We start from the raw sequence: 12,567 nt of genomic DNA, 5'->3' as shown, positions 1-12,567 counted from the left end.
TAGCCTTTACTACTAATACACTGCACACGATATTTTTTACCTTTTCGGTTAGTTAGGATAATCCGCATAATAGTTGATATTAGCAAAGGCCATAATAACGTCCTTTGCGAAATCGACCCTTGGGTTTGATAATGCCCCTTTTTTCCACACCAAATATAGGTCATTTTCAGGTCCATCTGCGCCCAATTGAATAAGCTCCCCCTGCTGAATACCTTCCTTGCATAGGTAGTCTGGCAACACCGAATAACCAATACCTGACTTAACAATTGATGCGATTGCGCGGATATCCGGGCAAATCGCCGCCACTGCCGATTCGCATTTGGCATTAAAAACATCGGCAAAATATCGTCGAATAAGAGGAAGCTGCTCATCGTAGGCTACCACCTTATGGGAATTTAACAGCGAAACGGTAACCTCCCGCTCACCAATCAATTTTCCCTGTACTCTATTCATGACCAAAATAAGCTTTTCTTTATCGAGTTTTTGATATTCATACATTTGAGATGTAGGTTCTGAGGCTGTAATAGCAAGTTCTGCCACATCGGTTTCAAGCAGACCGTAGATATCGGTTTTATTTCCAGTGTGAATAACCAGATTTACCCTATCTGCTTGAAGCAGGTTGGCAAGAGTGGGCCCTGCTACCGAACTAAGATATTCAGCAGGTCCAGCTAGATGTAGCGTACCATGGTCTGTAGAAGCTCGACTGCGGATAGAAGCTACTTTTTGCTCTAAAATATCTATATGACTTGCGACTTGAAGCGCTAAATCATCGGCAATAGGTGTTGGCTCAACACCTCGAGCTTTACGAACAAATAGCTCTTTGCCAACAATAGATTCCATAGCTTGAATGTGCGACGTGACTGCAGGTTGTGACATATGCAGCCTTGATGCTGCTCTGGTGATGTTACCACTGCGATAAACTTCAACAAATGTTTTCAACTGGGTGAGGTATGACATAACCGACCTATCAGATTTTTGATGGCTGACACTAAGTTATCTGACTTCTTACACTTATCAAATAGCTTTACTATGTTTGCAAGTTAACACATTGAAGGATTTTCTGTGAAAAAGACATTACCAATACTATTACTCGTGCCCGCTGCATTAACATCGTTAAATGCTTTTGCCCATGGTGAAAATGCGCACACAGACGAAAAAGGTAACGTACTCGTACTGCTGTCTAGCGAAGATACGATGCAGCTCACCAATGGAAAAACAGAGCCTACGGGATATTATTTAAATGAATTCGGTGTACCGGCAAAAGCCTTAGTAGAGGCGGGATATCACCTAGTACTTGCTACGCCAAAAGGCAATGCGCCATCGGTAGATAAAAAATCTGTGGTACCTCAATATTTTGGTCAAGACGAAGCCTACATGCAGACAATAGAAAACTTTGTCGCCTCCCTTGACGGTATCAACGACACCCTTTCCCTTTCAGAAGTTATAGACGCTGGCCTTGAGGACTATAAAGGGGTTTTCATACCGGGGGGGCATGCTCCACTTATTGATTTAGCTAACAACCCTGAAGTTGGGCAAATATTGAAGCATTTTCATGCCTCTGAAAAACCTACAGCGGCAATATGTCATGGACCAATCGCACTTTTATCTGCGCAAGATGAGCCACAGGCATACAACATAGCAATGAAAACCCAAGGCTCGGCCAACGCCAACAACTGGATTTATGCAGATTATAAAATGACGATATTTTCAGAGGCCGAAGAGGAAGTTTTTGAAAGTTCATTAGAAAACGCCAAGCTTTTATATTATCCGTCAGACGCAATGGCTACGGCCGGCGGCGATATGAAATACAGCAAAATGTGGACGCCGAACGTAGTGGTAGATAGGGAACTGATTACAGGCCAAAACCCTTTCTCTGACAAATTGCTTGCAGAGAAACTTATTGAACAACTAGATGAACAAGACTAATAGGACGATTGATACATATGCTTAACTTTACGTTTAAAAACCAAACTGAAATTCTTTTTGGAAAAGGACAACTTAGCGAAGTTTCGTCTCGTTTACCTAAAAACGCTAAGGTGCTTTTCTTATATGGTGGAGGCTCAATTAAGAAAAACGGTATTTACGATAAAACCATTGACGCTCTTGGAGATGCAGAGGTTGTTGAGTTTAAAGGCGTAGAGCCCAACCCAGAGTTTTCTACTTTAATGAAAGCTGTCGATGTTGCCAGAGACAACCAGGTGAATTTTATATTAGCAGTGGGTGGCGGTAGCGTTATTGATGGCGCAAAGTTCATTGCAGCAGCAGTTAACTTTGCCGGTGATCCTTGGGATATTCTTATTAAAGAGGCGCCGTTTGAAAACCCGTTACCCATAGGAGCAGTGCTTACATTACCCGCAACAGGTTCGGAAAGTAACGGTAATTCTGTTGTGAATCGCAAAGAAACATCGCAAAAGCGCGCATTTTCTTCAGAGAAAGTACAGCCAGTATTTGCTGTACTGGATCCAGAATTCACTTACTCATTACCACCCCGTCAGGTGTCTAATGGTGTAGTAGATGCGTTTGTACACGTAATAGAGCAATACCTTACTTACCCTGTTAACGCTCCCCTACAAGACCGTTTTGCTGAAGGTATACTGCAAACGTTAGTAGAGGAAGGTCCTAAGTCTTTGGCAACTCCAACAGATTATGACGTAAGAGCTAATGTGATGTGGTCGGCAACCATGGCGCTCAATGGTTTAATAGGTAAGGGCGTACCTCAAGATTGGGGAACTCACATGATTGGCCACGAGCTTACGGCACTTCATGGTTTAGATCACGCCGTGACATTGGCAATCGTATTGCCTTCGCTTATGTACGTTCAGCGCGATAGCAAAAAAGAAAAGCTGCTGCAGTTAGGTGAGCGTGTATTTAACATCACTGAGCAAGATGAAGCCAAGGCTATCGATTTAACCATAAAGGCAGTTCAAGACTTCTTTGAAACCATGCAGGTTAAAACTCGACTATCTGACTACGACATCGATAAATCTGCTATTGACGGTTTGGTAGAAAACCTTGAGCGCAATGGACTAACGGCTCTTGGTGAACACGGCGATATCGATTTAACAAAGGCAAGACAGATACTTACACTAGCAGCTTAATGCTGCTCTGCTAGCTTGAGTCTGCGGCTTAAGCCTGCGAACTATGAGCCTGCAAGCCGTAAGCCTGCTCGCTGATATTCTGTAAATTGGAATATCAGCGAGCGTTTTTATTTATAATTCGCACCTTAAACTTTTGAGTCCCACCTTACACCTAGTGAAACCTCTGAGTACTGCTTAAAACTAAAGCCCCTCTTGCATTTTCTTCATTTACGATTAATGTTGTTACTATCAGTTGTGAAAAGACACCTTAATGCACCAAGGAAAGGCTTCTCGAAATAAATTGGCATCGAATGTTGCTGAAACTGAGATAAGACGTCGTCGTCTTATCCAGACCTGCTTTGCAGCAAGCTTAGGGCTATTTGCTGCGTTGTTTTTTGCGCGCAACTCAGCATTCTTTATCATGTTAATTGGATTTATCGCTTTACTTACCACCTCGTTAATGGCGCTTTATCGGTATAGCAGCTCCTGCAATTATCTTTTTCTTGGTACTGTTTCTTCAATACTATTCGCCCTTTGTGCAACGGGTGCAGGTGTATTCGATTTAGCTATGCTCGGGTTACCCGTAGTTATCATTTTTTCTGCGATGCTCGGTAACAAACGTCTATTTTTATCTGTGCTTTCATTAGTATCAATACAATGCTTTGTTTTAGCATGGCTTGAGTTAGAGGGAATAGTCGAGCCCAATACGCCGGTTCTCACATGGTCTCACGTCAGTTTTATATTTATTATTTTCTCTGTTACCGGCTTTAGCGTATATGTTTTAGTGCAAGATATTCGCAAACTTATTGAGTCACTAGTAATTGAAAACGCGAAGGCCGAAGAAAGTAAACAGCAAATTCAACATTTAGCCCTGCACGACCCACTTACTAATTTGCCGAACCGCGTGTTAGGAGAGCGACTATTAGTGTCAATGCTCAACGAGCATCAAGCATCGCCAAATAAACTCGCCATGTTGTTTATCGACCTAGATAATTTCAAACCAATTAACGATGCATTAGGTCATGCCGCCGGTGATGATTTTTTGAAAAAAATATCGCAAACCATTGATCAAAACCTTCAAAAAGACCAGTGTCTCATTCGTTTTGGCGGCGACGAGTTTATTGTTCTTGCCCCCAACATGAGCGATAAGAAAGAGGTAGATACGCTTAGCAAGCAAATCATTCGATTATGCTCAACAGAATATAGTATTAATGACGCTAGAGTTGTGGTGTCGGCTTCGATAGGTATAGCTTGCGCTCCAGACGACGGCCTAACCTTTAAACAGTTATGTCGCAAAGCGGACGTCGCTATGTACGAGGCAAAACGCAAAGGCCGCAACCGATTTGAATACTACAATAGTAAACTTGATGAACACAGTGACAGAGTATTTTCCTTACTGCAAAAGTTAAGGCCCGCCATACTTAACAATAAACTTGAGGTGTATTTTCAGCCCCTTATTGACCTTCACAGTGACACTATTTGCAGTATGGAGGCACTAGTCAGATGGCCCCAGGAAGATGGAGCCATGATTTTTCCCGATCAGTTTATTCCTGTCGCGGAAAGTAGTGGTTTAATTAATAAACTTGGCGCTTTTGTGCTAGAGGAAGCCTGTCGCTTCTGTGCTCATCAGCACAGCATAGGGAATGACAAATTAACGGTAGCGGTAAACCTGTCTTTTTCTCAGTTCCGCGATAATTCACTGCCCGGTATTGTCGAATCCGTTCTAAAGAAAACCGGATTGGCTGCAAACTTCCTCGAACTAGAACTCACTGAAAGTATATTAGCCGATGAGCAGGGCAATATATCTACGCAACTCGAACAATTGAAAAAGTTAGGTGTGCAGTTTGCTATTGATGATTTTGGCACGGGATATTCCAACTTAAATTATTTGCGTTCTTTTAACGCTGGAAAGTTGAAGATAGACAAAATTTTTATTACTACCCTTGGCATCGACGAAAAACACGAAATGTTGGTATCGGCTATTATTAACATGGCAAAGAGCCTTGATATGAAAGTTGTTGCAGAGGGTGTGGAAGGCGATGCTGCAAAAACAAAATTAATCGAGCTTGGATGTGATATTGGGCAAGGTTACCTGTGGTCTAAGCCCATACCAGAGTCTCAATTCAATGAGCTGTTAAAAGTAGAAAGGCAAGCAAACGACCTGCATTTAACATTTGATGAGAGCCCTGCAACATAATGAATTCGCTGGTATAAGAAAGTTCTTAAACCCTGCCTTTACGCATAAAAAACCTCAAGAGTGATTACGCGCCTTAATAAACATGACAAAGTGAAACCATTACGACTGTATTACGTAACAATAATAAAAGCGTGAGCAGTTAAAATGAGTGAATCAGTAATATTAGTAAATTCGACGGGAAATAAGGTGGGTACCTGCGAAAAGCTCCAGGCTCATCGTCATGGCTTATTACACCTTGCGTTTTCGCTTATGGTTGTCAGGAAAACCGAAAACGGCTTTGAACACTTACTTCAACAAAGGGCCACGGATAAATATCACAGTGGCGGCAAGTGGAGCAATGCCTGTTGCTCTCACCCTCGTGAGGGAGAAAACCTTGATAGTGCGGTTAAACGCAGAGCCTTTGAAGAATTAGGCGTTACGCATTTGTCTAACCCTGAGTACATTGGGGCGATGACGTACAAAGCTGAACTCGATAACGGCCTGACAGAGCATGAGTACGACCATATTTTTGTTCAATACTGCGATAATGATACCTTGCCTCTAGCACCTAACCCTGATGAGGTTTGCGCCACTAGATGGGTAAACGAAAGCGATATACAGGCTGAATTAACACATTCTCCACAACGCTACACTGCTTGGTTTGCCGAACTGCTAGAGAAATTTATTGCAGCTAGAAATGTCAAAGCCCCAAGCAATGCGTAGTTCTCAATGCTCAGCGCCTATTAATTAGCGCCTAGGACGATATTGAGTGAGTCGCATTGCCCGACACATTGCCCAAAAAACGCTCACAAAAATAAGTCAGCATCACATGGGGTACGGTAACGGCGAATAAGCCAATAAAAATAAGAGGGTAGTAGTTGGCTAAACCATTTAAGTCAGATAGGTAAATGTGCGCAAAAGCATATAGAACCAGCGTTCCCACCATTGGAAGCAACGTGACAGCTAACAACTCTCGCCACCGCATATCCATCTTATTTTTGATTAAAACAGTGTGATACACCGAGTGAATAACGCAAAAATAAATAGTGAAGTAAATGAGCGGCGGCAATAAGCTAGCACAGGCTAATAGCATCATCATATTTCCCACTTTCCGTGTTTCTACCTTTCCCTTTAGCCAATAGTAGAAAACTGCCACTGCACAAATGAACGTGACAACTTGCATCATCAATACAATAACGACAGAGTGTCTAGCAGGCACAAATAGCCAACCAAAAACACCTTCTAGTTGCGATGAGTAGAGTAAGGATGGCGCAGTGACAACAATGAGACCAAAACACCATGAAGGTTTAGTAAATGTTTGCTGCCAATCATGCCTAAAGTGCGCGGCACCAATAATAAGAAAGGTGACAAGGCACAACGTTGGCATTATTACCCAAGCAGAAAAAGCAGCTACAACAACAAGAGAGTAAACGGTAACTAAACCCGCCAAGCGTCTGCCCGGTTTTCCTTCTCCCCAAGAAACAACACTTTTACACGCACTTGCCCTGCTTAAGGTTTTAAGCATGATTATGTCTAGCGCACCGTGGGGCATACCCAAAGCAAAGATAACCACAAGCGCTACAAGGCCTATTGTGTTCTCGGATACTTGGGGCGCCGCATACCACAATGCAGTAAACAAAATACTGACTATCGCAAAGTTGTTAAAAAGCTTTTGAGTTTGCATTTAATGCTCAGGGGTGATTAATGCTCTTAAAAATGGGCGCTTGGGCATAGCGTTAATCATTGCCAACATATCCTTGAAAGATGCGCTTTCCGACATAAAGCGTGCAAACGCTCCCGCCTCTATATGTTGAGCCATAGCTGAAAACAATTGCGGAGCACGTGCCATATCAGTACGCATTACTTTCAGAAAAACACTGTCTAGTTTTGTATAAAGCGAGGGAACAGCGCTTTTTGTAAAGACTATTTGCTGACGATGCGTATCCTTTGCGCCTGAATTTTCACGCTGGATAGCGTTATTACATATGACAGCTGCCGCGTATTTTGCCCACCGCTGAATGATCATAAATGCATATCCAGAAGAAGCTCTAATCATATTACCTCTTACGCCTATACTTTCCCAATTGCCCACTTTGACTGGCTTAATACGCGTATCCATGGGCAGTACGCCTTTCTCCCAGCGCTCGATTGTAGTTTCGTTGCCAATATTCGTACCGTACTTTCCATCTGCAATAATTTGCTCACATGCTGACTGCATATCAGAGAGACTTTCTTGTCGAGTTGAAAATCGAGTTAGCTCTATAAGCGCGCTGTGAGCGTTAAAAGGCAAGATGTAGGTGAACTCAAAACAATGATTATCTGCAACCATGTTTTTCATAAGTGCTGCACTATTGGAGTCGAAGATTGGTGACGCTGAAGTTACCCACGCCCCTGAGAAGTACTGATTGATTATGCTTGTATTAGGTGCCTTGTTGGGTACTTTATTAAGTGCTGCGTCAGGTGCAGTGCACTGCCCTGCACTATCAAAGCCGAGATCCGCCGACACTCGCTTTCCGTTAAGCATTATGGCTACACCTTCTTCACAAGCAGTGTCATCACTATCTATCTGCTCACAGTCTGTGTTCCAGTGCCACTCAATATTAGAAGTCTTGGTTAATTTGCTTAGTGCATATTGATAAAAATCTTCTGCTTTTATGCAGCAGTATGACTCATCAAAAGATGATGTCTTGTGCTCAAATTCCTCGTCGTCACTGGAGAAGCTCCACGTCAACCAGCGTTTTGCTATAAGCGCACGCATAGAGTCTGGTAAATTCTGGTCTCCCCAGAAGCACCATGTCTTTTGAGTGTCGGGCTTTGGAAGCTTGTCGACAACCAAGATTTTCCCCGTGTACCCCTGCTCGACCAACGCGAGCATGAGCGATGTGCCGGCTAGCCCAGCCCCACGAATAATAATATCTACACGGTCGGCATTCATAGATAGGTAGTCATCAGCGGTTAATCACCGGTAATACTATTTGTAATGCTGTAGGGCTGTAAATCCGAGATTGCTGACTGAAGGGTAGCTAATGGAGGAACAGTTTCTCTTTCGAAATCTGGATAACCACCTCGAAGTAAAATTGACGATGCAATAAACACTTTTTTTGAAAGCTTTACGTGAGTTCTGCCATGCCAATATGCATATTTATGATGCTTCGCTAATTTCACGCCTATTTCTCGGTAGACAGATGCAGCAATCGCAATAGCGGTTCGGCTTTTCTTAGGTAGATAAGTTAACCCCTGCCAACCGCTGCAATAATACGACTCGCTGAGTGTAAGCAGTCGTTTTACTGCTTCTACCACTTTGTTTTGAGTCGCTTCACTGTTTTTTACTATTTCTTGCGCACTGACATCGCACCACTGGCGGGGAATATAGCGACGTCCCATGACTGCGTCTTCAAAAACGTCTCTAGCGATATTGGTGAGTTGCATAGCTATGCCAAGGTTAGTGGCATGAGGTAAGCCTTCCTCGTCAGCCCCTAAAATTGGACACATCATTAAGCCAACAACCCCTGCTACGCGGTACGCATACCTGATGAGATCATACTCTGTTTCAAATTCTACGGTGTAGAGATCTTGCTTTACCCCTTCGATAAGCTGAATGGGCAAGGTGGAGGAAAACCCCAACTCTTGCTGTAGCAGCAAAAAGTCTGAAGTATTAGAGCAAATATGGGTGCCCGACTCTAATGCGTTTTGAATGTTATTAAGTTCCACTTTTGCTTGGGCTTTATCGCTACTTTCATCAGCTATGTCGTCAATCCATCGGCAAAACGCATAAAGCCTAGCGGCCTGAGCTAATTTGTCCTCAGGTAAAAAATAGCCCGCGAAACGAAAAGACTTCCCGTGCTTGGCTAAGGTTGCTAGTGCTACTTCACTATTTGACATTTACACTTTCGCTTTGCAGTTCAGGCGAGGTGGATAACGAAGGACGGTGTGTGGAATGACTCTTGCGCTTTACCGGGTGCGTTAACACCTCTGGTACTAGTCGTTCAACTACCTTTGCCGAGGAAAGCACACCGGGGAGACCTGCTCCGGGATGAGTCCCCGCGCCACATAAGTAAAGGTTGTCGATACCCTCACTTTTGTTGTGAAATCTAAACCATGCAGACTGAGTTAAAGTTGGAGCAATTGAGAAACCTGCTCCTTGTACGCTAAGGTAATCCTCTGAGAATTCTTGCGGCGTCATATCAAACTGTTCAACCACACATTCGCTTAGCCCAGGCATAATTGACGACTCGAGGGCTTGAATAATTTTGTTGGCGTATTCTTCGCGAATGTCATCCCACTGAGTCCCAGCAGAGAGGTTAGGAACAGGTGATAGAACATAGAAGCTGTCACATCCCTCCGGAGCCATGCTGGGATCTGTGGCTGTTGGTCTATGCAAATATAACGAGAAGTCATCTGCCAACACTTTTTTGTTAAAAATATCATCAAGCAACGATTCGTAGCGCTTTCCTAGCCAGATGGTGTGATGGGCAATATCTTCAAACTTTTTGGTGGTGCCAAAATACAAAACATACAGACCCATAGAGAGTTTCGCGTGTTTTGTCTTAATTCTGGCCGACAATTTTTGGTCTTCTTTTTTTATCAATTTAGAATAAAGGTATTTCGGATCGATGTTTGATACCAGTGTATCGCAACTTATTTCACCTGAATCGCAATGCACTTTGGTCGCTTTTTTATTTTCCGTCTCAATGCTCGTGATGGTGGTATTTAGTTGAATGTTGATACCCTCTTCTTCCATCAACTTTCCTAAAGCTTGTACTAGCGCTCCCGTCCCCCCCATTGCGAAATGAATGGCCCATTTTCGCTCAAGAAAGTGGATAAGGTTATAAATGCAGGTGGTATCAAAGGGGTTCCCGCCAACAAGAAGCGGTTGTATGGAAAACGCTTGACGCAGCTTTTCACTTTTTAAGTGCTCGCAAACTAGCTGCCATACATTTCGATAGCAACGAAGTTTGGCAAGATTAGGAATCTGTTCAACCATGCTGGAGAGCGAATGGAAAGGTCTGTCTGCTAACTGACTAAAACCAATGTCGAAGATAGCTTCAGATTCTTTGAGCAGTTCGAGGTAGCCATTTTCGTCTTCAGGGCAGATGCGCCTTATTTCTTGCAGCGTATCTTCCAATGTGCCGCCGTAGTTGAATGTATCACCGTCAGGGTAAGCAAACTTATACCAAGGCTCTACAGGCACGATATCGATATAGTCTTCTATGCGCTTGTCGAAAAGCTCAAACAGTTCTTCGAATAAGAAAGGGGCGGTAATCACAGTGGGACCGGCATCAAAAACAAAACCATTTCTACGGAAAACGCGAGCACGTCCACCTAGTTCGCTTTGCCTGTCCACTAAAGTAACATCGTACCCCTTAGCTTTCATACGCAATGCTGACGCAATGCCACCGAATCCGGCACCAATCACTACGGCTTTATTCATTTTGGCTCCTACAAACTGCCTTAAAAAGCTGCTGGCAAGCTTCAATAGCTGATGCGCCGCAATTTGCGGGAAGCTCTTTAAGCTCTAACTCGCAGCGCTTCAGCAAGTATTGCGCTCGTGTTTTTGCCAATTCGATAGCTTGGCTGTGATCAGATTCTCGCGCTAGCAAATTAACAATATTAAGCTGACCGTTCGCTAGATCTGCGCGCCAATCATTCATGTCGTCGGCTATTTGATAGGCTATGGCAAACTGTCGAATAGCTTCGCTTGCTCGCTCCACTTCACTTTCATAATTTGCTGCAATTAATGGCAGCGCTAAGGAAAGCTGCAGCAAAGGTCCAGATTTTTCAGCTGCAATCAGCTCAAAATCGGACAGCGACTTACACTGCTGGTGTATGTCTTTGCACTGACCTTCAATGGTTTTCGACACACTGTCGCTCACGCATCGAAGTAATGCAGGAAGTTTATTTATTTCATCAATATCGCTAAGTGCACCGTATGCTTTAGACAGCATAAGATCGCCTGCACAAAGCGCTATATCTTTTCCAAACCGGCTCCAAACAGAAGCCCTGCCACGACGCTCTGCATCGTTGTCTTGTAAATCATCATGCACTAACGATGCGTTGTGAAGAAGTTCAACACAACAGGATAAAGAAAGTGCCATTTTTTCATTTAGCATCAACGCATTGCTTGCATCTAAACAAAGTTTCGCCCTAGTTCGAGAGCCTCCACTTTGTAGGTGGTAACACGCTGCTGTATTTTCTGAAACGGATAAAAACAGCGCTTTTTCTAACGCTTCCATCATCCGCGTATTAATTTTGCTGGTGCTTTTTACTTTGCTTTTGTTCATTTTCACACCCTCGGCCGTTATTTATTATGCTAAGTCGCTCCTTAACTGCATATAACGATAAGCACCAGCTTCTCATGAAGCTGGTGCTTTATCCTCTTAGCTTTTCAGTTTTGCATCACTTTCGTTAGTAGCTGCATACCAAATTAAGAGACCAAATGCGATCTTATTCACTACGTCAGCAAGGTTGTAAACAATGTTCAGTGTATCTGCATCTGCAGCACCCACCATATAACCAAGTACGTAACCAATTGGGTAAATAGCCCAACCTACTGTTACTACCCAGCGCATTGCACCGTAAGCGTATTTCACTGCATCGCTAGCGTTTGCTTCTGCGGCTTTACCTGCTTCGCCTAGGAATACTTCATACAGGATGAAGAACCAACCTAGCATACCGATAACAAAGCCAACTGTTAGGTTCATATAGCCAGCTTCACCGAGATAGCCAGGTACTAGCATTACCAATGTACCGATAAGCAGACGCCAGAAGATACCTGCAGATGCTACGCCAATGGCGCGCAATATTAGGTAAAACTCGATCATAAGTAATGGCACTGTTAATAGCCAATCTATATACCTATAAACGGTTGGTGTTTCGCCCGTGGCTACCCATACATCTCTCATGTAGAAGTAATGCACGGCAGCGATGAAAGTAACCAGCGCCGATACCGTTAATGATGTTTTCCATTTTGCAGTTACGCCCTGAGTTTCCCATAAGAAAAACACAGTAGACGCCATCAACGCCATAGAAATCAACCAGAAAGAAATCCCAACAAAATCATCGGGTTGCAAGTTTGCCGCTGCATGGGCCATGCCTGGAGTCAAAAGCATTAAACCGCCGGTTGCGAGCAGTTTTGTTTTGGTTCCTAGTCGACCCACGTTTTTACACATATCTGATATGGAGCTAAAGTTTTTCATATTTTTTTCTCTCACATTCATCACTTGTTTAAAGTTAACGTCGAGTATTTTAACAATTACTTAACGTACCTTTGATTAATCAATAACAAGGGTTTAGGATCAGAATATAAACAAGAAT

General features: G+C 43.4%; 11 protein-coding genes. 4 read left to right on the top strand and 7 right to left on the bottom strand.

The window, feature by feature from the left end:
* Positions 1 to 48 precede the first annotated feature (48 nt).
* Positions 49 to 957 carry a LysR family transcriptional regulator gene (locus GTW09_RS11745; RefSeq protein WP_100971583.1) on the bottom strand — a complete coding sequence of 303 codons (909 nt, stop codon included), beginning with the start codon at positions 955 to 957 and terminating at the stop codon, positions 49 to 51.
* 105 nt (positions 958 to 1,062) lie between these two features.
* Between GTW09_RS11745 and GTW09_RS11740 the strand changes: the two genes are divergently transcribed.
* The 4 genes from GTW09_RS11740 (at position 1,063) to idi (ending at position 5,976) form a co-directional block, all read left to right on the top strand.
* On the top strand, positions 1,063 to 1,926 hold the full coding sequence (locus GTW09_RS11740) for a type 1 glutamine amidotransferase domain-containing protein (RefSeq protein ID WP_338024952.1): 864 nt from the start codon (positions 1,063 to 1,065) through the stop codon (positions 1,924 to 1,926).
* A gap of 17 nt (positions 1,927 to 1,943) precedes the next feature.
* Complete coding sequence (locus GTW09_RS11735) at positions 1,944 to 3,098, top strand: iron-containing alcohol dehydrogenase (RefSeq protein WP_163112049.1); 1,155 nt, start codon at positions 1,944 to 1,946, stop codon at positions 3,096 to 3,098.
* Positions 3,099 to 3,348: 250 nt separating this feature from the next.
* Positions 3,349 to 5,274, top strand: a complete 1,926-nt coding sequence (locus GTW09_RS11730; protein ID WP_163112048.1) for a putative bifunctional diguanylate cyclase/phosphodiesterase — start codon at positions 3,349 to 3,351, stop codon at positions 5,272 to 5,274.
* A 144-nt stretch (positions 5,275 to 5,418) separates the two neighbouring features.
* Positions 5,419 to 5,976, top strand: coding sequence for an isopentenyl-diphosphate Delta-isomerase (gene idi / locus GTW09_RS11725; RefSeq protein WP_100971572.1), 558 nt, complete (start codon positions 5,419 to 5,421; stop codon positions 5,974 to 5,976).
* Positions 5,977 to 6,007: 31 nt separating this feature from the next.
* On the opposite strand, the gene GTW09_RS11720 is transcribed toward idi, so the two are convergent.
* From GTW09_RS11720 to GTW09_RS11695, 6 genes are all read right to left on the bottom strand, one after another.
* Positions 6,008 to 6,937, bottom strand: coding sequence for a Brp/Blh family beta-carotene 15,15'-dioxygenase (locus tag GTW09_RS11720; RefSeq protein ID WP_163112047.1), 930 nt, complete (start codon positions 6,935 to 6,937; stop codon positions 6,008 to 6,010).
* A complete protein-coding gene (locus tag GTW09_RS11715) occupies positions 6,938 to 8,188 on the bottom strand; it encodes a lycopene cyclase family protein (RefSeq protein WP_163112046.1) in 1,251 nt (416 codons plus the stop codon).
* 20 nt (positions 8,189 to 8,208) lie between these two features.
* On the bottom strand, positions 8,209 to 9,135 hold the full coding sequence (locus GTW09_RS11710) for a phytoene/squalene synthase family protein (protein ID WP_163112045.1): 927 nt from the start codon (positions 9,133 to 9,135) through the stop codon (positions 8,209 to 8,211).
* Positions 9,125 to 10,684, bottom strand: a complete 1,560-nt coding sequence (crtI, locus tag GTW09_RS11705) for a phytoene desaturase family protein (RefSeq protein ID WP_163112044.1) — start codon at positions 10,682 to 10,684, stop codon at positions 9,125 to 9,127. Before crtI ends, GTW09_RS11710 begins: the two co-directional genes overlap by 11 nt.
* Entirely contained in the window at positions 10,677 to 11,534 is an 858-nt protein-coding gene (locus GTW09_RS11700; RefSeq protein ID WP_163112043.1) for a polyprenyl synthetase family protein, read from the bottom strand. Before GTW09_RS11700 ends, crtI begins: the two co-directional genes overlap by 8 nt.
* 96 nt (positions 11,535 to 11,630) lie before the next feature.
* Complete coding sequence (locus GTW09_RS11695) at positions 11,631 to 12,449, bottom strand: bacteriorhodopsin-like (protein ID WP_100971559.1); 819 nt, start codon at positions 12,447 to 12,449, stop codon at positions 11,631 to 11,633.
* Positions 12,450 to 12,567: the final 118 nt, after the last annotated feature.

The organism is Alteromonas hispanica (assembly GCF_010500915.1).
GTDB classification, from domain to species: Bacteria; Pseudomonadota; Gammaproteobacteria; order Enterobacterales; family Alteromonadaceae; genus Alteromonas; species Alteromonas hispanica.
This window is presented reverse-complemented; position numbering and strand designations above follow the sequence as displayed.